Raw genomic sequence first — 19,434 nt, 5'->3', positions numbered from 1 at the left:
AGAAAACAGAAAAATTTATAGCAAAAAAGTTGCTTCTACAGCGGGCTAGGCTGAAAGAGCAACTTTTTTATCTTTATTTGCCCCTCTCTGGAAATGGAGAAGCAAGTGTAAAGAGATGAGGATTACGCTTCTAATTTTTGTATTTTGCCATTATAGATACTCGAATCTAGTTCCCCAATGGCACGACTAGTGATGACACCAGCTGTCATGCTTCCGCTTACGTTCAAGGCAGTTCTTCCCATGTCAATCAGCGGCTCTACAGAGATGAGCAACCCTGCCAACGCGACTGGCAAGTTCATCGTGGATAGTACTAAGATTGACGCGAACGTAGCGCCCCCACCGACGCTTGCCACACCAAACGAGCTGATGGTGACGATGAGAATGAGTGTCAAAATAAAGGACGGTGACATTGGATTTATTCCTACTGTGGGAGCGATCATGACTGCAAGCATAGCCGGATATATGCCTGCGCAGCCATTTTGTCCGATGGATAGTCCGAAGGAGCCGGAAAAGTTGGCAATTCCTTCAGGAACACCGAGAGCAGTCGTTTGTGCCTTGATGTTCAATGGCAGCGTGCCTGCGCTTGAACGGGATGTAAACGCAAAGGATAATACCGGCAATGCTTTTTTTACGTAAGTAATCGGATTTAATCCGGCGATTGCCAAAATAATTAAATGAACAATGAACATGATAATAAGAGCAACATACGAAGCGATGACGAATTTTCCAAGTTTGACAATCGCACCGAGATCACTTGTCGCAATGGTCCGGGACATGATGGCCAAAATTCCGTAAGGTGTTAAGCGGAGCACTAGTGTAACTATGCGCATAATAATCGCGTAAATAGCATCTACTATTTTTTTGAACATCTCCGCCTGTTCAGGCTGTTTTCTTCTTACTCCTAAATAGGCAATGCCGATGAACGCGGCAAAAATAACAACGGCAATCGTAGACGCGCTGCGCTGCCCTGTCAAATCTAAAAATGGATTCGCTGGGAGTAATTCAACGATTTTTTGTGGAAAGGTTTGATCTTGAATTTGTGTATATTTTTGTTCGATTTCCTGCCCACGGGCTGTTTCTGCGCTGCCGGAATGAATTTGAACGGTCTCTAATTGAAAACCGAGTGCTGCCGCAATGCCGATGGAAGCGGCAATTGCCGTTGTTCCTAGCAATAATCCAATAATGAGCGTAGCGATTTTTCCTAAGTTATTTGAAATGGTTAATTTTGTAAACGATGTAACAATTGAAATGAATACTAACGGCATTACAATCATTTGTAATAGTTTTACATAGCCGGTTCCGATGATATCAAACCATTGTGCTGATTGCTGAACAATGGCTGAATTTGCCCTGTACGCCCATTGCAGCACGAGCCCAAATACAATCCCGATTCCAAGGGCAGCAAACACCTGTTTTGAAAACGAGATACGCTTCTTTTGCATATAAGCTAATATCCCTGTGAACAGAAGCAACACTGCAATGTTTAAAATAACTAAATAAATATTCATCAAAGATCCCCCTTAATAAATATGATGAACTTTAATAAATAAAAACCGATATGTAAAGTAAGTTTTATTTATCGTATGCCATTAATTCAGATTACTTGTTACCACTGACATAAAAAATTTCATTTTTTACAACACCTCATTCTCTGAAATAAAGAAGCGCTTTATAACTATTTCTGTAAAAATGGAACAAAAGTCTGTGAGAATAGAACTGTTATGGTGAATGATCATGAAAAAATAATTGTCTTCTATGCTTCTCATTGCCGCATGGAACAATTTAAGAAAATGAAAGGGTTTCAAACACATTTTTGATTTCTCTCAATCTTTCATCACATTTCCTAGATATACTGTCCTTGTTCGTTACTTAGTTTGAATCAAGTGAGGGGGAAAACATGGAAAATGTAGTTAGGCATTACGTGCCAAATGGGGAGCAAGAACGAAAAAAGAAAACAGGACTGTCCTTCTATCAAACAATATGGCGCTGGCATTTTTATGCGGGCATTATTTTTGCGCCTTTTCTCATTATTCTTGCCTTTAGCGGTGCAGTGTATTTGTTTAAACCGCAAATAGAATCCATATTATATAAAAATTTATATTATGTACAAGAAACCAAAGAGAAACCGCTTCCGCTTTCGAAAATGGCGGCGAACGTTCAGAAAAAGTATCCAAAGGCAGCGATGATTTCGGTAACGTTAGAAAAAGACCGTAACCGCACTGTCCAAGTGGGAATGATCGAGAACGGCAATATGTTCACCGTTTATGTCAATCCGTATACGGGGAAAATTGTCGGGAAATTAAATGCAAGCGAAGATATAATGGAGATTTTCAAAAAAATCCACAGTGAATTGCTTATTGGGGGAACCGTAGCCAATCGGATTGTAGAGCTTGCCGCTTGCTGGGCCTTGATTTTATTATTAACTGGATTGTATATTTGGTGGCCAAGAAATAAGAGTTCCATTTGGGGAACATTTTTTCCGCGCCTTCGAAAAAAAGGACGGCCATTTTGGCGTGACATGCATGCTGTCTTAGGATTTTGGCTAACCGGAGGCATTTTGCTTTTGATTCTCACCGGCCTTCCATGGACAGGAGTAATGGGTGAAGGGATTAACTGGTTAGCGACATCCACGAAGACAGGATATCCTCCTTTTTCCTTTAGCTTTGGACCAAAGCCAGAATCTGTCACAGTTACGAAAGAGGTTGCACAAGATGTGCCTTGGGCGGCAGAAAATTTACCAGTCCCAGCCTCGAAAATTAACGGTTATGTTCCGTTGTCTATTGATGACGTTGACAAGATTGCTGAGAAGGAACACATTATAAAGCCATTTACGATATCGATGCCACAAGGACCAACAGGCGTGTTTACGATCGCAACGTCAAAGACGAGCCCAAAAGATAATGCTACGTTGCATGTTGATCAATATACAGGACAAGTCCTAAGCGATGTTCGCTTTAGTGATTATGGCATCATGGCTAAAGCAATCACAATTGGAATTGCGCTGCATGAAGGCCGTTTATTCGGATTAGTGAATCAAATGATAAATCTTATTGCATGTCTCGGCTTAATTTTGATTGCAGTTAGCTCTTTTGTTATGTGGCGTAAACGCAAGCCGCAAGGTAAACTAGGTGCTCCTGCAAAGGCACAAGACAAGAAAGTGATGAGAGCGGTTACGGTGATGATGTTCGTCATGGGATGCATCATGCCGTTAGTCGGCATCTCGATTATTGCCGTCCTGTTATTAGATAAATTAGTAATTCCTCGAATTAAACCTTTGAATGAATGGTTGACAATGTAAGGAGGAATTTTAATGGGGAGAAGAGGACTAGGCTTATTGATTATGTTATTAGCAGGGCTTTTGGCGGGATGTACAGCGAACGCACAAACGATGCCAAAGCTAAACGAGCGAATAACAGTTGATATTCAAGTACCAAAAGAAATTTCTATATAATCAAGAGAGTGCATTAAAAGTCCAAGTCAAACAAGGAGATAAGCCAGTTGAAAATGCGGAAGAAGTCCGCTTAGAAATATGGAATGGCAATGATAGAGAACATAGTCAAACTATTAATGCCCATCATGGGAAAAATGGGGTATATAGCATAAAGAAAACATTTGATAAAGACGGGATTTACTATGTACAGGCTCATGTAAAAATGGGCGATGAATGGGTAATGCCTAAAAAGCGATTTGCGGTAGGAAACGTATTCAATGAACAATTGCAGCAAATCGAAGAAAACGCTTCAGAGAACGGACAACCTCATCACCCTGCGGGACATCACCATTAATTTCATAACTCCAAAAGAAGCTGTGTTCCTAAAAGGAGGAGCATAGCTTTTTCTTTTGTAATTATTCATCCTTTTACTAGCTAATGGGAAAGGGGATGTTTTTCTGAGGAAAGATTTGGACGTTTACATGTTTTGCCCCGAATTTGACCGTTTGCTTTCGCTAAATTTGGATTTGTATCTTCCATGTTCGTTCGTTTTGTCATACTTTTGTTGTCCCAGTACTGTTTACGATAAAATAGCAGCACTGGTTCCAGCTAAGATGGCATCACATCCTGAACGTGTAGAAACTACGTACAGATGCCAGAAATGTACCTTCGGTTACCGTCCAACAATCCTGCTGATTCCAAAGAAATCATCTTGTCTTTAGGAGAGTGTTTAAAAAAGGTATCCGTTATAAAAAACGGATACCTTCTCATTGCTCATTTTTTAAGAATTGGTTGTTAAATCTTCCGACGGAACTGTTAGACCAAGTCCTTCTGCTACACGTCTTCCATACTCCGGATCTGCTTTATAGAAATGACGAATTTGACGAAGTTTGATTTCTTCTTTTGTTACTTGTTTCATAGACTCAACGATATTTTTAATTAAACGCTCTCGCTCTTCTTCACTCATAAGACGATATAAGTCACCTGCTTGAGTATAGTGGTCATCCCGATCATATGGTACGCTTTCCGCTACACCAGATACTGGGAATGGCGTTGTTTTATGTTCAGGAACTTCTGTTGGTCCGCCGAAGCTGTTTGGTTCGTAGTATACAGAACCTCCACCGTTATTGTCAAAACGCATAAAGCCGTCACGTTGATAGTTATTCACTTCTACTCTTGGACGGTTGATTGGTAGTAGGTTATGGTTTACGCCAACACGATAGCGATGCGCATCTGCGTAGGCAAATAGACGCGCTTGCAGCATTTTATCTGGAGATGGCTCAATACCAGGCACTAGGGTTCCAGGGGAGAATGTTGCTTGTTCTACTTCAGCAAAATAGTTTTCTGGGTTTCGATTCAATACCATGCGACCTACTTCAATTAATGGATAGTCTTTATGTGACCATACTTTTGTCACATCAAACGGATCGAAACGATACGTATAAGCATCTTCTAAAGGCATGATTTGTACGTAGAGTGTCCATGATGGATAATCGCCGTTTTCAATTGCATTAAATAAATCTTCTGTATGATAGTCTGGATTTTCACCAGCAATTTTTGCCGCGAGCTCTGGGTCCATGTTTTTCACGCCTTGATCTGTTTTAAAGTGATATTTTACCCATACAGCTTCGCCTTCAGCGTTAACCCATTTGAATGTATGGCTTCCGTAGCCGTTCATATGCCGATAAGTAGCAGGGATGCCACGGTCGCCGAATAAATAGGTTACTTGGTGTAGCGATTCAGGGGATAAAGACCAGAAATCCCATACGGCCGTTGGATTTTTTAAGTGAGTCCTTGGATCTCTTTTTTGTGTATGGATAAAATCAGGGAATTTAATGGCATCGCGAATGAAGAAAATCGGCGTATTGTTCCCAACGATGTCGTAGTTTCCTTCTTCTGTATAGAATTTCACTGCAAATCCACGCGGGTCACGAACTGTATCGGCAGACCCCAATTCACCGGCTACCGTAGAGAAGCGGACAAATACCGGTGTACGCTTACCAACACCATTGAAAACTTTTGCTTTTGTATATTTGGACATGTCATTGGTTACTTCAAAATATCCGTGTGCGCCTGCTCCTTTTGCGTGTACGACGCGTTCTGGAATACGCTCTCTGTTGAAGTGTGCCAATTTTTCAAGAAGGTGAACATCTTGAATTAAAGTGGGACCAGGGGAACCGGCTGTTATCGAGTTTTGGTTATCACCAACTGGAGCACCCCAACTAGTAGTAAGTTTCTTTGTCATAACAAAACCACCTCGCCACATTTTTATAGGATTAATTAACTTAAATAATAACATTTATCAATAAAAAGTCAATACTTTTTTATAATAATTATAATTAAATAAATATATCAAATTAATAACAAAACTTAAAAAACGTAAACAGTGTAAGTCTGCCTTGATCTTTCAATATGTTGAAAACCTGAAGTGTGAAGTGATCGGAATTTGTGATCAGTTTTGTATTACGATGGGCGACATAATTACGGATAAAATCATCTTGTTTTTGGAGGATTTTACAATGGTAATTATGAATTCTTCTTTGAAGTAACCCAATCTCCTATAAAAAACTTGAGTTACACTGCCTGTTTTAGAGGTTCTATATCAGCATTTTCTTTTGTCTTTACTTAATGTAACTAATGAATTCTGATCCTTAACATGGCCAAGAAAATGGGAAGCACTTTTCGACAGATACCGATTTTTTTCAAAAATACTAGCCGCTTTGGCTTTGACTGACGAATCTTCAATTTCTAGCACAGTGATCTCGAGGATTTGAAAGATTATAACACATGCCAGAAAAAGTACTCCAGCGGGTCGTGGGTTTATATAGAACCTATGGCAGGACGAAACCCGCAAGAATCTAAAAAACTAATGGATGTTTTATTGGAGATGCAAAACAACAGCATCACCTTTTTATTTGTCAAACATGATATGGAAACCGTTATGTCTATCGCTGATAAAATTGTTATAAAAAACGCGGAAGGCAGTCCTAAAGAAATTGCAAATAATCTAGATGTCATTAAAGCTTACTTAGGGGAAGAGGAGGCTGTATAGATATTAAAAATTCATAACCTCCATACGTATCACGGTGATTTGCATGTATTAAAAGGGGAAATCTTTGCTATTGTTGGACCGAATGGTGCTGCATAGCAGGTGGATATACTCCTAAAGAAGGAGAAATCATATTGAAAATGAGTCTATTCCATATGGAAATGTTGAACAGATTGTTAAAAAAGGAATTTGCCTTGTTCCTGAGCGCCAGCCAATTTTTGATGATTTGTCTGTAAAGGATAGTATATTGCTAGGTGCGTATCATCGATACAAAAAGTATTGATAAAGATTGTAAGAAAGTATAGAGTTGCTTCCCAAGTTAAAAACAATGCTTAACAGGCCAGGAGGATTGCTAAGTGGTGGAGAACAGCAGATGTTAGCCATTGGAAAACCAAAAATGAATGATGATGGATGAATTATCTTTAGGACTTGCTCTGTTCATTGTGAAAGATATGATGAAATTATTAAAACAAATGTGTGATCAATTTGGAACGACCATTCTTTTCATTGAACAAAACGTTCGAGCAGCTCTTCAAATTGCCGATCATGCATGTGTTATTGATCGTGGCGAAATAGTCATTTACGGGAAAGCATAAGATTTGCTAAATGATGAAAGCGTCAAAAATACGTATCCCAGGTATTGGTAAAGAACAAAAAATCGTCCAATGAGTAGTCTCGGGCATTTTTTAAATCCCGTATATCAACACAGATCGATGTTTTGACATATATAAAACGTTTCTATCACTGCTTTGTCTTAGCTGGATTTATTATAGATCAAATCACCGTCCAAATACTGTTCAAACGGTGTCTTTTTTATTTGTGCCAAGTTCTGTTTTACTTAATAATGGACCGTTATGGAAAAAATCTGACCTTTTAAATATGAAGTCTTCAAAGTACTAAACATGAGAACGTTCTTAACTGAAAAGATGTCCGTTTTTAAGGCTGCCCTAAAGACCTACTCTTAGGGACAGCCTCTTTTTGATTGTTTACGATTTTAACACGTCATGGTCGACATACCGTTCGCCGTTGAGCTCGCTGATAACGTTAATCGCTACTTTCGCGCCATCGCCGGCTGTGATAATCGTATGTACACTTACGCCAGCGACTGTACCGGCTGCCCAGATTCCTTCGATATTAGTGCGTCCAGCGGCATCGACGTCGATGACCGCTTTAATGCGCGGTTCTGTACCTTGTTTTGTTTTCACGCCAATTTTTTCAGCGAGATCGGTCGCTACGCCGGTTGCTAAGATGACGTGTTTGGCTTCAAAAGATTGGTTTTCTGTTTCTACTTGAAAACCTGCTTCTGATTTTTGGATGTTAACAACTTGACCGTTCACGAGCTCTGCTCCGAATTTGGCCGCTTGTTTTTTCCCTGTTTCCACCAAATCTGGACCGGTGGCTTCTATGACCCCATAGTGGTTTTCAATCCAAGCTCGTTTTGTAATGCTTTTGTCGTTATCAATCAGCACTGTTTTCTTTCCGGCTTTTGCGGTAAAAATAGCAGCGCTTGCTCCAGCAGGACCGGCTCCAATAATCGCTACATCATACATCGTCCCATACCCCTTTCAGAAAAATTCAAAAATATTATACCATTCCCTTATGTTTACGTCATATCATATGCTTGTTATTAAATTGAAATTATTTTAATTTGATATTGATTTTAAATATAAGATATATATAATAAAAATTGCAAAGTTATTTCTTTTTTAATTGAAAAAGTTTAGCTATCGCTTTATAGCTAAAATGGGCAGCCATATGGCTATACTTGTCTGGCTATTTAAGAGATGGGTTAAAGCCTGAATAACAAAAGAGAATATTTATTTTCAAATTGAAGGGAGAATCGTATATGCGGAAACAAAACATTTGTGAGCAGTGCCAACAACCAGTGCGCCGATTAAAACATTCTATCCTTTGCCAATGCGGAACGAAAATTTTACAAGGAAGAAAACACGCTTGATGATATATCAGGCGTTTTCTTTTATCGTGTATTTTCCTAAATAACGTGTTAGGTTCATTTTATTAGTTAGCAACGAATATATATTAAACATATTTCCCTACTTCACAATTGAGGTGAGGATTCGTGAATGAATTCACTAACAACGAACGTATATTACTAGGGAATATGTTATTTAACATATATCAGTCAATGGTCGAATCGATCGAGCGAACAAGAACACAGTTTCCGCTTTTGTGTCATGAAGAAAGCCGAGATAATTTGCTGGCGTATTTATACGTAAAAGAAATAATGTCCGCCGATCTTATTCAAGCCATTGAAGATGAAGGCCTATCGTCGATCTATGGACACGAGTCCCATATCATTTCAAACCTTGAACTTTTATTAAGACATTTACAGGTTGCTGCATTTCAGGGCACAGATGCAAAAAAAATCACTCGACAACAGGCACAGCGGTTGGTAGCTGAGAGAGCACGAACTGTGTTGGGAGAAGGCCGTCACTCTCGACAAACACGCATTATGGTGACGCTGGATGAGCAACTGATCAATGAGCCTGAAACGATTGAACAATTGTTGCTGTATGGCATGGATATTGCCAGAATTAACTGCGCTCATAATTCACCAGAAATATGGGAAAAAATCATTGAAAGCGTTCGTCAAGCGGAAGGACGGCTTCAAGAAAAACAACAATGGGAAAAAAGATGTTATATTTATATGGATTTGCCGGGTCCCAAAATTCGCATTCACAACATTGTATTTAATGTCCATCCGGTAAAACTGTCAGTTCGAAAAGATGAATACGGCCAACCAATCCAGCCTGTTACGGGTTTCCTCTATCTTCATACGCCGTCGTGTCTTCCACCAGAACAGAGTGATGTGTCGTTTGTTTTAGAAGCAGCAACGAATGAGAATGTTAGGCTGGTAAGCGGGGATGAACTGTCGTTTATCGATGCTCGCGGACGAAAGAGAAGATTGAAGGTAATCGATGTCATTACTCCTTCTTGTTTCAAAGTGGAGCTTTCAAACACGGCATACATTCAAGAGGGGACTTGGTTCAAACATAAACGTTTTTCTTTGCTGTTACAATCAGTTGCACCGATTCCAATGAAAGCGTTCGTCAAAAAAGGAACGCGCCTTCAAATTTACTTCGATCAAGCTCATTTAGAAGCGGCAAAGACGGACGATGCGGTGAAGCTTACGACAACACTTCCAAAAGCGTTACGCAATGTTCGAGTTGGACATCGTCTTTATCTCGATGACGGGAAAATTTTCGCTAGGATTCAAAACGTGACGAGCAAATATATAGAGGCAAAAGTCATTTCAACAGGAAGAAAAACCAAAACGATTAAACAAGGGATCGGAATTAATCTTCCTGATTCATTGATTCATTTAACCGTTTCGTCGCTGACAGAGCGAGATTTGAAATATATTCCTTTTATTAGTAAGCACGCAGATATGATTGGCTTATCATTTGTTCATGTCCCTCATGATGTAGAGAAACTGCATCATGCTTTAACAGAGCATGGTGCGCCTCACCTGACCATCATTGCCAAAATTGAAACAAGAGCGGCACTCCACAATCTTGCTCGCATTTTACTTGAAGGATTAAAGCTTCCTTCATTTGGAGTGATGATTGCCCGCGGAGATTTGGCGATTGAGGTTGGATTTGAAAACATGTCTGTTGTACAGCATGAGATTCTCGCATTATGCCAAGCAGCACATCTTCCGGTGATTTGGGCAACGCAAGTGCTTGAAAATCTAGCGAAGAAAGGGATGCCTGCCCGCTCCGAAATATCAGACGTATCGCTAGGGCAAAAGGCGCAGTGCGTCATGCTGAACAAAGGACCGTATATTGTAGAAGCCGTAAAAATGCTAGCTAACGTGTTAGAAAGGGAAGAAGCTCATCCACAAAAACGTGCGAAAGCGATTGCCCGTTATATGGATCAACATGGAGTCTTTCGTTACTAGTGCCATCCTGAAATGATGATATCGAATATAATCGAGAAAGCCGCCGCTAGTTCAGCGAGAAAACTAGCGGTTTTTATAATATATATGTTAACTATAAATTAAAAATAGTTGACAATAAAGGTGTTGTCAGGCAGAATAAAAACAAAATATTGGGATTGGAGGGAAACAATGAAAACACGCTCGATGGTTTTAGTCGCTCTTTTTGCTGCGTTCACGGCAATTGGTGGGTTTATTAAAATTCCAGTTCCTTACGTTCCGTTTACGCTGCAAATTGTTTCCGTTTATTTAGCAGGATGTTTATTAGGTCCGAAACTGGGCATGTTTAGCCAACTTGTGTATGTGCTAATGGGGCTGGCAGGGGCACCGGTATTTGCTGAGGGAGGTGGGCCCAGCTATGTACTCAAGCCGACGTTTGGCTATTTAATTGGGTTTGTAGTAGGTGCCTATATGAACGGCTGGTTCATGAAAACATTTCAATTTAAGAAAGCAGCTTCGATTTTTCTTGCGAATTTTTCTAGCCTTCTCGTTGTCTATCTTTGTGGATGTGTATGGTTATATGCAGCGATGAAATGGATCATTGAAAAACCGTTTGCAATTGGACAAACATTATGGTTTGGCTTTGTGCTACCTGTGCCGGGCGATCTATTGTTATGTACGGTTTGCTCTGTTATCATCGCGCGCATCTTGCCACGAATCAATGTTGTTATCAGCAAACAGGAGGTGGCTTTATAATGAGAAAAGCGATTTTTATTACCGGAACGGGAACAGAAATTGGAAAAACAATGGTTACTTCTTTTCTAGCCTTGGCTTTACAAGAAATGGGGCTAAAAACAAAGATTTTTAAGCCGATACAAACAGGATTAGCTGAAGAAAGCTCCTCTTTCGCTGATCAATATTGGTATGAAACCGTGATGGGGGCAGAAAAAGGGTCGACGGGAATGTATTATATGGAACCGGCTGTTTCCCCTCATTTGGCTTCTGCGATAACGAATACTCCTATTGCTCCGCATTTAATAAAAAATAAAATCGTAGAATTAAAGAATCAGTACGATGTTGTTCTTGTAGAAGGCGCGGGTGGGCTTGCTGTGCCACTTATAGAAACAGGACATGATTTTTATATGACAAAAGATTTGATTCAAGAATGTGAGCTTCCAACTGTCATTGTGTCATTGGCTGGGTTAGGGGCAATTCATCACGTCGTTACGACCGTTTCGTATGCGGAGAAGCATGGAGTTGACGTTCTTGGATTTGTATTTAATCAATTTGATGCAAGCAATGTTATTCACGTCGATAATGTGCGGACGATTCAAAAATTGCTGGGTTTACCAATCATCGCGAAAGTTCCTGTATTCAAACATTTATCGCGAAATAACCTCGCTGCATTTGTTCAAGCATTTTTAGAGAACCACGAACAAAAGAGTTTATTCATGGAGGGATTGTCCATTGAAGTATAGCTATGAGCAGTTAGAACAATTGGATAAACAGTATGTTTGGCATCCATTTACACAAATGAAGACATATGTGGAAGAAAAGCCGTTAATTATTGAAAGAGGACAAGGGAGCTACCTGTTTGATGTCGATGGAAATAAATATTTGGATGGTTACGCCTCTTTGTGGGTAAACGTACATGGACATAACGACCCTGAATTAAACGAAGCTTTACATGAACAAATTGAGAAGATTTCTCATTCTACGTTATTAGGGTCTGCTAATGTTCCCTCCATTTTATTAGCGAAAAAATTAATTGAAATTTGGCCGGGACATCTCTCGAAAGTGTTTTACTCTGACACAGGAGCTGCGGCCGTAGAAATCGCCTTAAAGATGGCGTATCAATATTGGAAAAACATCAATCCAATTAAATATGAAAAGAAAAATAGGTTTATTTCCTTAAAGGAAGCGTATCATGGTGATACTGTCGGCGCTGTGAGTGTCGGTGGAATGGATTTATTCCATCGCATTTTTAAGCCACTATTGTTTGAACGAGTCGAAATTCCTTCTCCGTATGTCTATCGCATGGAAGAATACGGCGATGAAGAGGAGATTGTCAATTATTGTTTACAACAGCTAGAGGATGTTCTTATCCAGAAGCATGAGGAAATTGCTGGAGTGATTGTGGAGCCGCTCGTTCAAGGAGCTGCGGGTATCATTACTCATCCAAAAGGATTTTTAAAAGGCGTTGAAACACTTTGCCGCCAATATGGTGTGTTGCTTATTTGCGATGAGGTTGCCGTTGGGTTCGGCAGAACAGGAACGCTGTTTGCGTGTGAACAAGAAGAGGTTCATCCTGATATTGTTTGCTTAGGAAAAGGTATTACTGGAGGATATCTCCCTTTAGCGGCCACATTGACAACAGAAGACGTTTATGCTGCGTTTTTAGGAGACATCGATGAAAATAAGACGTTCTACCACGGGCATACATATACGGGAAACCAACTATCTTGTTCGGTAGCGCTAAAAAATATTGAATTAATCGAAAAGAGGAATGTTGTTTCAGAAGCGAAGCGCAAAGCCGCTGTATTAGCAGAGAAGCTGCCAACGCTATATGAGTTGCCTATTGTAGGAGATATTCGTCAAAAAGGATTGATGGTTGGAATTGAGATTGTGAAAGATAAAAAAACAAAACAAATCTTCCCTCGTTCTGAGAACATGGAGCATCAAATCATTTTAGAAGCAAGGAAGCGAGGGCTCATTATTCGCCCGCTTGGACCGGTGCTCACGTTCATTCCAGTATTAGCGATGACAGATGACCAGATTGAAACAGCAGTCAATATCATCTTCGATTCGATTGCGGAAATGGTCAAAGTCGTTCGATAATTGTTTCTACGGCTGCCCAGCGAGTCTAGGCGCCTATTTTTTTTGCAAAAACGGTCAATCGCCCATGCCCTTGGCGTTTGTCCTACATATGTTGAAAGGGAAGAAGCACAAAACAATCAGCAAAGGGGAGACGAACATGAGTGATGTAAGTTTACAAGATACAAGGATATGGGGATTTGGCCGTCCATGGGGATTTGGGGGATTTGGCCGCCCATTCTTTGGCGGTCCATTCTTTGGTGGTTTTGGTCGTCCATTCTTTGGAGGCCCGTTCTTTGGCCGTCCATGGGGATTTGGCTTTGGTGGTCCGTTCTTTGGCGGTCTGTTAGGTGGACTGTTGGGTGGCGCGTTAACAGCTCCGTTCTTTGGCGGATATGGTTATCCTTATGGCTACGGATACGGATTTCCTTATGGTGGAATATGGTAGTAACGTTGAAAGGGAAGAAACAAAACAATTAGCAAAGGAGAGACGAACATGAATGATGTAAATTTACAAGATACAAGAATATGGGGATTTGGTCGCCCATGGGGATTTGGGGGATTTGGCCGCCCATTCTTCGGCGGTCCATTCTTTGGCGGTCCGTTCTTTGGAGGTTTTGGTCGCCCATTCTTTGGAGGCCCGTTCTTTGGCGGTCCATTCTTTGGCGGCTTTGGCCGTCCATGGGGATTTGGTTTTGGCGGTCCGTTCTTTGGCGGAATGTGGTGGTAACAAAAATGGCTTGAGCCTGCCGGTTACTGGCAGGCTTTGATGTTTATCATCAAAATTATTTATTGTTCCATGTTCACATATCACATTGACCGAATAAAAGAATGGTTTTCATTTTTCTAAGGACGTTCTTGGTCGAAAGAAAAGCAACAAAGTTTCCGAAAATAGCCTAAAATCTGCTCAGTTAGTCAGTAAGCCTATGCTTTCCTAAATAGGGGGGATGTAGATGGTGATCTTAAGTAAAGAGGAAACAAGATGATTAGGCAGCGGCCATACTATGGTGACCGAGGCTATTTTTAGGTGGACTATTAGGGAGTGAATTAATTCTCTATATACGTATCATTGGGATGAAAAATTTGTGGGCTGCTTCCCTATTCATTTGATCCTTCATTGACATAACGTGTTGGTGTCCAGTTTTATTTTGGCGAAGGAGGTATTATGGGGAGTATCGTGTCTATTAGCTGATTTTCAGCGATGATGGAGACAACAGCTTTTATGGTCAAGAAGTTGAATCTCTTATGTTACATTATACATAAGTATTACTTACAGTGATGAAAGGTTTAACGTTTCGTTCTGCCAGTATTCTACGGTGTTCAATAATATATCTTTTGTTTGGCGAAATACGCCCATTTTACTATAATTGTAAGAAAGTTTAAAAGTATGGAGGAAAAGAACATGGATGAAACGTTTCTTGGACAGTTTGAGGCGTTAGTGGACAAATATACAGAGCTGTTGCTTGGTCACACGAATGAAGAGCTAAAAGAAAAAGTCAAAGTGTGGGCGTTATATTCTCATGTAGCAAAATCAATGCCGGCTCTCGCCAAGCATTGGAACGAACGATATCCTGAAGCGAAGGAACAGATGAAGCAGTTAGTTGCGGAAATTAAACAATTGAATGAAGAAGCGCGCGCGAATGCAAAAAAGCCATGATCTGCGTCATGGCTTTTTATACTTGTTTATTGCATCGTATTCTGATATGGAAATTGGTTTGTGTATCCTTGGAATTGTTGATACGATTGTTGCAGTTTTTGTTGATCGGCCGCTTCGATTTTGTACCACCCTTTTTTAAACATTAAATGGTAAAGTTCACGTTGACAATTTTGTGTTTCTGTAAATATGTTCAGTATGTCTTGATATAATTGTTGATGGCTTGCCTCGTGCAAAAATACGCTATAAGCCGATGTCATATATTTTTCTGTTGTTAACATATCGTTAAGAAAGTCGCGATCATTCATTTGCGGTGTTTTTGGCACTTGCGTTTCCGGATTTTGAATTTGATTTTGGTTCATCACGATTCCTCCTTTGTTACTGCAATGGTATTGTAGGCTGCTGGCTTGGATTTTGTAGGTGGTTTAGAATTTTTTGGTAGTGACGCTGGTGCATTTGCCCCGCTTTTTCAATTGCGGCAACAACTTCTTTGTCTTGACATTGAGATGCGAAAAAGTGAGCCTTTTTCATGGAGAGTAAATTCCAAGACATCATATCGGTTAAATAAAGTGCATCTTTTGTTGAAATTACTTGTGGTGGTTGCGGTATGACCGCTTGTTGCTGTTGCATGTTCATTTGTTGTTGCATACATAATGCTCCTTTCCAAAATGAATATTTCAGTTGTAGATTGTTCATTTTGTGGAAAACTATGCATAGAGCGGATTTTGTCGAAAAAGATATTCAATAATAAGAAAACATGTTACAATAAAACTATGAATGCGTTTACAGGATAAGGGGGTACAACAATGGAACAGTTGATGCGCGACTTTTTTTTGTTTTTATCGAAAAATAAGACATTAACGAAATTAGCGAAAAAATATGGATTGCGTTTCGGTGCCTCCCGATTTGTTGCAGGGGAAACGATTGAGCAGGCTGTCGAAGTGATTAAACAATTGAATAAAAAAGGTCTTGCTGTCACAGTTGATTATTTAGGCGAATTCGTAGATAACGAAAAAGAAGCGAACGAAATGGCCAATCATTGTATCGAAGCGATTCAAGCGATTGGACGAGAAAAGCTCAATTCACAATTGTCCTTAAAAATGACATCGATGGGGCTCGATATTTCCGATGACCTTGTGATGAGAAACATGCGCCGCATTTTAGAAATGGCGAAAGAACACGGTGTGTTTGTGACCATTGATATGGAAGATTATTCTCGTTGTCAAAAAACGCTTGATATTTTCAAACAATTGAAAAAAGAGTATGACAATGTCGGAACGGTGCTACAAGCCTATTTGTATCGCACCGAAGCGGACATCGAAGATTTGAAAGATTATCGTCCGAACTTACGTCTTGTTAAGGGAGCATACAAAGAATCCCCAGAAGTGGCATTTCCAGATAAAAAGGACGTCGATGACAACTTCAAAAAAATTATTAAAATGCATTTACTAAACGGAAATTACACCGCAGTAGCGACTCACGATGATGCCATTATTGAGTACACGAAACAGCTGGTAAAAGAATATAATATTCCAAATGACCAGTTTGAGTTTCAAATGCTTTACGGAATTCGTCCAGAACGTCAAGAACAGCTTGTACGCGAAGGATATACAATGCGCGTATATGTCCCATATGGAACGGACTGGTATGGCTACTTTATGCGCCGCCTTGCTGAGCGCCCCGCGAACGTCGCATTCGTTTTAAAAGGCGTGTTGCGTAAATAAAAACAGCAAAAGGATGTCTTGTTAATGGGACATCCTTTTTTATATACTGTGCTGTTCGAACTGTACAGAAGCTATAGGACCATCTACATCTTTTTATTTACTCTCCTTGCATGTTGTGCTGTTTATATTGTTGATTTTGACTCGTCTTTTTTCCGCCACCATCCATTTCTACTGTCGGACCTGCGTTTCCTTTCGCACTTGCTGCGCTGACCGCTGTTTTAGATGGATTTTTTTGTCTTTTTGCCATTTTGCTCACCTCCGCTATTAGCGTCACCGAAAAATAATTTCTTATGAATACAAAATTTGTTAAGTTTATATATTGCGAAAATTTGGAACATATTTTATATTTAAGATAGCAACAATTTGGTGCGAAATTTTTTTTCGACAAAAAATGAATGACTATTCATTCAATATAGTGAGGGGGAAATGGCATGGTCAAACGAATTAGAAGGGCCGTTGTGCTTGGCTCAGGAATAATGGGCTCCGGGATTGCCGCACATTTAGCAAATGTCGGAATTCCAACGCTATTATTGGATATTGTGCCGCACGAATTGACAAAAGAAGAAGAAGCAAAAGGGCTTACTCTCGAGCATAAGGAAGTTCGCAACCGCTTTGTCAATCAAGCACTCCAAAAGCTGCTGAAACAAAAGCCAGCACCGCTTACCTCAAAAGAAAATTTGTCTCTTATCGAAATAGGAAACTTTGAAGATGATTTTCACCGTTTAGCAGAGGCAGACTGGATTATCGAAGTCGTTGTTGAAAATTTAGAAGTGAAAAAAAGCGTCTTTGCTAAAGTCGATGAGGTAAGAAAACAAGGAAGCATCGTCAGCTCCAACACATCGGGAATTTCTGTTGAGGCTATGGCAGAAGGGCGTTCGGAAGATTTTAAAAAACATTTTTTGGGCACTCATTTTTTCAACCCGCCACGCTATTTAAAATTGCTTGAAATTATCCCAACGAAAGATACGGATCAGAACGTGTTGGCATTTATGAAAACGTTCGGTGAAGATGTTTTAGGAAAAGGGGGTGTCATCGCGAAAGATACACCAAACTTCATCGCGAATCGCATCGGAACATACGGTTTATTAGTTACGGTGCGCGAAATGATGAAAGGCGGTTACAGCGTCGGTGAAGTTGACTCGATTACAGGTCCACTGATCGGTCGACCAAAGAGTGCTACTTTCCGCACGTTGGATGTTGTCGGATTAGATACATTTATCCATGTCGCTAACAACGTATTTGAAAAAGTAGAAGGAGAAGAAAAAGAAGTGTTCCGCGTTCCGGATTTTATGAAAACGATGTTAGAAAAAGGCTGGCTCGGCAGCAAATCCGGACAAGGCTTTTTCCTCAAACAAGGAAAAGAAATCTTGGAGTTAAACTATGAAACGCTCGAATACGGGCCGCGCAAAAAGCTAAAAACCCCAGCAACGGAAATGAGCAAACAAGCAAAAGGGCTTGCAAATAAATTGAAAGCGCTTGTATATGCTGATGATCGAGCAGGAACGCTTCTTTGGAACATTTTAAGCCCTGTTTTGGTCTATTCTGCAGAGCTGTTAGGAGAAATTGCTGATGATATTGTGGCAATCGATCGCGCGATGAAGTGGGGATTTGGCTGGGAGCTTGGTCCGTTTGAAACATGGGATGCGATTGGCGTCGAGCAATCCGTTCGCAAAATGCAAGCGGAAGGGCGTGACGTTCCATCTTGGGTAACCGATATGCTTGCCGATGGCATTACCTCTTTCTATAAATCGGAGCAAGGACAGGTATCTTATTATGATTGCGGTGAGTATAAAGCAATTGAAGAAAATCCAAAAGTTATCCATATTCAACGGCTAAAAGAACAAAAAGGCGTAATTAAGAAAAATAGCGGAGCAAGCCTCATTGACCTCGGTGATGACGTTGCACTTTTAGAATTCCACTCACCAAACAACGCAATCGGCTTAGATATTGTACAGATGATTAACTACGCGCTTGAAGAAGTAGAACGTAATTATAAGGGTCTGGTTATTGGTAATCAAGGAAAAAACTTCTGTGTCGGCGCTAACCTTGCGATGATTTTAATGGAAGCACAAGATGACAACTATTTTGAGCTTGAGTTTGTCGTTCGCCAGTTTCAGCAGGCGATGATGAACATTAAATACAGTCCAAAACCAGTTGTCGCTGCTCCATTTGCGATGACGCTTGGCGGCGGAGCGGAAATTTGCCTGCCGGCTGCCCGCATTCAAGCAGCGAACGAAACATATATGGGGCTTGTCGAGGTCGGCGTCGGTCTCATTCCTGGCGGCGGCGGAAGTAAAGAATTGTATATCAAACATTTAAGCAGCATGCCAAACGGTGTCGAGTTCGACCTGCAAAAAGTAGCAAACAAAGTATTCGAAACGATCGCGATGGCGAAAGTGTCGACATCTGCAGCAGAAGCGCGGGAACTCAACTTCTTAAACAAACAAGACGGTATTACGATGAATGGAGATCATTTGCTTTATGAGGCGAAACAAGCGGTTATCTCTCTCTATGACAACGGTTACCAACCACCAATCCGCAAAAAAGTGCCGGTCGTCGGTGAAACGGGCTATGCAACATTGTTGCTTGCCGCTCAATCGATGTATCATTCCGGTTATATTTCTGATCATGATTTGACGGTTGCGAAAAAGCTCGCTTACGTCATTGCGGGCGGAAAGGTTCCATACGGTACGGAAGTAGACGAACAGTACTTACTAGATTTAGAGAGAGAGGCATTTTTAAGTTTAGTAGGAGAACCAAAATCACAGGCGAGAATGCAACATATGCTTGTGAAAGGAAAGCCGTTACGCAACTAAAAGAATGTTCTTTTTCCATGAAGAAGAGAGCATAAAAAAACAGGGGGGA

The 19,434-nt window shown here is 40.5% G+C and carries 19 protein-coding genes and 1 pseudogene; 14 read left to right on the top strand and 6 right to left on the bottom strand.

Annotated features, from left to right (window positions below; genetic code table 11):
* Window positions 1-122: 122 nt before the first annotated feature.
* The gene (locus HNR31_RS12015) at window positions 123-1,508 is read right to left on the bottom strand and encodes an L-cystine transporter (RefSeq protein WP_181556477.1); all 1,386 of its coding nucleotides are present in this window, start codon (window positions 1,506-1,508) and stop codon (window positions 123-125) included.
* 389 nt (window positions 1,509-1,897) lie between these two features.
* Between HNR31_RS12015 and HNR31_RS12010 the strand changes: the two genes are divergently transcribed.
* Genes HNR31_RS12010 through HNR31_RS12000 form a run of 3 tightly spaced genes read left to right on the top strand, consistent with a single transcriptional unit; the run spans window position 1,898 to window position 3,785 of the window.
* On the top strand, window positions 1,898-3,298 hold the full coding sequence (locus HNR31_RS12010) for a PepSY-associated TM helix domain-containing protein (protein ID WP_181556476.1): 1,401 nt from the start codon (window positions 1,898-1,900) through the stop codon (window positions 3,296-3,298).
* A gap of 12 nt (window positions 3,299-3,310) precedes the next feature.
* Window positions 3,311-3,451, top strand: a complete 141-nt coding sequence (locus tag HNR31_RS12005) for a hypothetical protein (RefSeq protein WP_181556475.1) — start codon at window positions 3,311-3,313, stop codon at window positions 3,449-3,451.
* Window positions 3,417-3,785 carry a FixH family protein gene (locus tag HNR31_RS12000; protein WP_181556474.1) on the top strand — a complete coding sequence of 123 codons (369 nt, stop codon included), beginning with the start codon at window positions 3,417-3,419 and terminating at the stop codon, window positions 3,783-3,785. The genes HNR31_RS12005 and HNR31_RS12000 overlap by 35 nt, the downstream gene beginning before the upstream one ends.
* A gap of 426 nt (window positions 3,786-4,211) precedes the next feature.
* Here the strand turns inward: HNR31_RS12000 and katA are convergent, their stop codons facing one another.
* Window positions 4,212-5,675, bottom strand: a complete 1,464-nt coding sequence (gene katA / locus HNR31_RS11995; RefSeq protein ID WP_181556473.1) for a catalase KatA — start codon at window positions 5,673-5,675, stop codon at window positions 4,212-4,214.
* 582 nt (window positions 5,676-6,257) lie between these two features.
* Between katA and HNR31_RS11990 the strand changes: the two are divergent.
* Together HNR31_RS11990 and HNR31_RS18785 are read left to right on the top strand one after the other, a co-directional pair.
* A pseudogene (locus HNR31_RS11990) lies at window positions 6,258-6,482 on the top strand (ABC transporter ATP-binding protein C-terminal domain-containing protein); the annotation flags it as partial.
* Window positions 6,483-6,886: 404 nt separating this feature from the next.
* Window positions 6,887-7,075 carry a P-loop NTPase family protein gene (locus tag HNR31_RS18785; protein ID WP_258561065.1) on the top strand — a complete coding sequence of 63 codons (189 nt, stop codon included), beginning with the start codon at window positions 6,887-6,889 and terminating at the stop codon, window positions 7,073-7,075.
* A 390-nt stretch (window positions 7,076-7,465) separates the two neighbouring features.
* On the opposite strand, the gene HNR31_RS11980 is transcribed toward HNR31_RS18785, so the two are convergent.
* A complete protein-coding gene (locus HNR31_RS11980; protein ID WP_181556471.1) occupies window positions 7,466-8,029 on the bottom strand; it encodes an FAD-dependent oxidoreductase in 564 nt (187 codons plus the stop codon).
* A 530-nt stretch (window positions 8,030-8,559) separates the two neighbouring features.
* Between HNR31_RS11980 and HNR31_RS11975 the strand changes: the two genes are divergently transcribed.
* The 7 genes from HNR31_RS11975 to HNR31_RS11945 all read left to right on the top strand — a co-directional run bounded on the left by HNR31_RS11975 (window position 8,560) and on the right by HNR31_RS11945 (window position 14,848).
* Complete coding sequence (locus tag HNR31_RS11975; protein ID WP_181556470.1) at window positions 8,560-10,401, top strand: pyruvate kinase; 1,842 nt, start codon at window positions 8,560-8,562, stop codon at window positions 10,399-10,401.
* A 168-nt stretch (window positions 10,402-10,569) separates the two neighbouring features.
* A complete protein-coding gene (locus HNR31_RS11970) occupies window positions 10,570-11,133 on the top strand; it encodes a biotin transporter BioY (protein WP_181556469.1) in 564 nt (187 codons plus the stop codon).
* On the top strand, window positions 11,133-11,855 hold the full coding sequence (gene bioD, locus HNR31_RS11965; RefSeq protein WP_181556468.1) for a dethiobiotin synthase: 723 nt from the start codon (window positions 11,133-11,135) through the stop codon (window positions 11,853-11,855). The genes HNR31_RS11970 and bioD overlap by 1 nt, the downstream gene beginning before the upstream one ends.
* On the top strand, window positions 11,845-13,215 hold the full coding sequence (gene bioA, locus HNR31_RS11960) for an adenosylmethionine--8-amino-7-oxononanoate transaminase (RefSeq protein ID WP_181556467.1): 1,371 nt from the start codon (window positions 11,845-11,847) through the stop codon (window positions 13,213-13,215). The genes bioD and bioA overlap by 11 nt, the downstream gene beginning before the upstream one ends.
* 136 nt (window positions 13,216-13,351) lie before the next feature.
* A complete protein-coding gene (locus HNR31_RS11955) occupies window positions 13,352-13,639 on the top strand; it encodes a hypothetical protein (RefSeq protein WP_181556466.1) in 288 nt (95 codons plus the stop codon).
* Window positions 13,640-13,687: 48 nt separating this feature from the next.
* Entirely contained in the window at window positions 13,688-13,921 is a 234-nt protein-coding gene (locus HNR31_RS11950) for a hypothetical protein (protein ID WP_181556465.1), read from the top strand.
* Between the two features lie 672 nt (window positions 13,922-14,593).
* Window positions 14,594-14,848 (top strand): YusU family protein, encoded by a 255-nt coding sequence (locus HNR31_RS11945; RefSeq protein WP_181556464.1) that lies wholly within the window; start codon window positions 14,594-14,596, stop codon window positions 14,846-14,848.
* Between the two features lie 26 nt (window positions 14,849-14,874).
* Here the strand turns inward: HNR31_RS11945 and HNR31_RS11940 are convergent, their stop codons facing one another.
* On the bottom strand, window positions 14,875-15,207 hold the full coding sequence (locus HNR31_RS11940) for a spore coat protein (protein WP_181556463.1): 333 nt from the start codon (window positions 15,205-15,207) through the stop codon (window positions 14,875-14,877).
* Window positions 15,208-15,223: 16 nt separating this feature from the next.
* Complete coding sequence (locus tag HNR31_RS11935) at window positions 15,224-15,493, bottom strand: hypothetical protein (protein WP_181556462.1); 270 nt, start codon at window positions 15,491-15,493, stop codon at window positions 15,224-15,226.
* A gap of 158 nt (window positions 15,494-15,651) precedes the next feature.
* Here HNR31_RS11935 and HNR31_RS11930 point away from each other — a divergent pair, with 158 nt between their 5' ends.
* Window positions 15,652-16,569: a proline dehydrogenase family protein gene (locus HNR31_RS11930; RefSeq protein ID WP_181556461.1), complete on the top strand. Its 918-nt coding sequence runs from the start codon at window positions 15,652-15,654 to the stop codon at window positions 16,567-16,569.
* 97 nt (window positions 16,570-16,666) lie between these two features.
* Here HNR31_RS11930 and HNR31_RS11925 read toward each other — a convergent pair whose 3' ends face one another.
* Window positions 16,667-16,816: a YuzL family protein gene (locus tag HNR31_RS11925; protein WP_181556460.1), complete on the bottom strand. Its 150-nt coding sequence runs from the start codon at window positions 16,814-16,816 to the stop codon at window positions 16,667-16,669.
* A 184-nt stretch (window positions 16,817-17,000) separates the two neighbouring features.
* Between HNR31_RS11925 and HNR31_RS11920 the strand changes: the two genes are divergently transcribed.
* A complete protein-coding gene (locus tag HNR31_RS11920; protein WP_181556459.1) occupies window positions 17,001-19,385 on the top strand; it encodes a 3-hydroxyacyl-CoA dehydrogenase/enoyl-CoA hydratase family protein in 2,385 nt (794 codons plus the stop codon).
* Window positions 19,386-19,434 lie beyond the last annotated feature (49 nt).

The sequence above is a fragment of the Thermaerobacillus caldiproteolyticus genome, from assembly GCF_013761245.1.
GTDB lineage: Bacteria > Bacillota > Bacilli > Bacillales > Anoxybacillaceae > Thermaerobacillus > Thermaerobacillus caldiproteolyticus.
This window is presented reverse-complemented; position numbering and strand designations above follow the sequence as displayed.

What these genes read in the sequence shown, in the direction of transcription:
- HNR31_RS12015 (WP_181556477.1), bottom strand. Translation starts at nt 1,508, where the DNA reads ATGAATATTTATTTAGTTATTTTAAACATTGCAGTGTTGCTTCTGTTC.
- HNR31_RS12010 (WP_181556476.1), top strand. Translation starts at nt 1,898, where the DNA reads ATGGAAAATGTAGTTAGGCATTACGTGCCAAATGGGGAGCAAGAACGA.
- HNR31_RS12005 (WP_181556475.1), top strand. Translation starts at nt 3,311, where the DNA reads ATGGGGAGAAGAGGACTAGGCTTATTGATTATGTTATTAGCAGGGCTT.
- katA (WP_181556473.1), bottom strand. Translation starts at nt 5,675, where the DNA reads ATGACAAAGAAACTTACTACTAGTTGGGGTGCTCCAGTTGGTGATAAC.
- HNR31_RS18785 (WP_258561065.1), top strand. Translation starts at nt 6,887, where the DNA reads ATGGATGAATTATCTTTAGGACTTGCTCTGTTCATTGTGAAAGATATG.
- HNR31_RS11980 (WP_181556471.1), bottom strand. Translation starts at nt 8,029, where the DNA reads ATGTATGATGTAGCGATTATTGGAGCCGGTCCTGCTGGAGCAAGCGCT.
- HNR31_RS11970 (WP_181556469.1), top strand. Translation starts at nt 10,570, where the DNA reads ATGAAAACACGCTCGATGGTTTTAGTCGCTCTTTTTGCTGCGTTCACG.
- bioD (WP_181556468.1), top strand. Translation starts at nt 11,133, where the DNA reads ATGAGAAAAGCGATTTTTATTACCGGAACGGGAACAGAAATTGGAAAA.
- HNR31_RS11955 (WP_181556466.1), top strand. Translation starts at nt 13,352, where the DNA reads ATGAGTGATGTAAGTTTACAAGATACAAGGATATGGGGATTTGGCCGT.
- HNR31_RS11950 (WP_181556465.1), top strand. Translation starts at nt 13,688, where the DNA reads ATGAATGATGTAAATTTACAAGATACAAGAATATGGGGATTTGGTCGC.
- HNR31_RS11945 (WP_181556464.1), top strand. Translation starts at nt 14,594, where the DNA reads ATGGATGAAACGTTTCTTGGACAGTTTGAGGCGTTAGTGGACAAATAT.
- HNR31_RS11940 (WP_181556463.1), bottom strand. Translation starts at nt 15,207, where the DNA reads ATGAACCAAAATCAAATTCAAAATCCGGAAACGCAAGTGCCAAAAACA.
- HNR31_RS11935 (WP_181556462.1), bottom strand. Translation starts at nt 15,493, where the DNA reads ATGCAACAACAAATGAACATGCAACAGCAACAAGCGGTCATACCGCAA.
- HNR31_RS11930 (WP_181556461.1), top strand. Translation starts at nt 15,652, where the DNA reads ATGGAACAGTTGATGCGCGACTTTTTTTTGTTTTTATCGAAAAATAAG.
- HNR31_RS11925 (WP_181556460.1), bottom strand. Translation starts at nt 16,816, where the DNA reads ATGGCAAAAAGACAAAAAAATCCATCTAAAACAGCGGTCAGCGCAGCA.
- HNR31_RS11920 (WP_181556459.1), top strand. Translation starts at nt 17,001, where the DNA reads ATGGTCAAACGAATTAGAAGGGCCGTTGTGCTTGGCTCAGGAATAATG.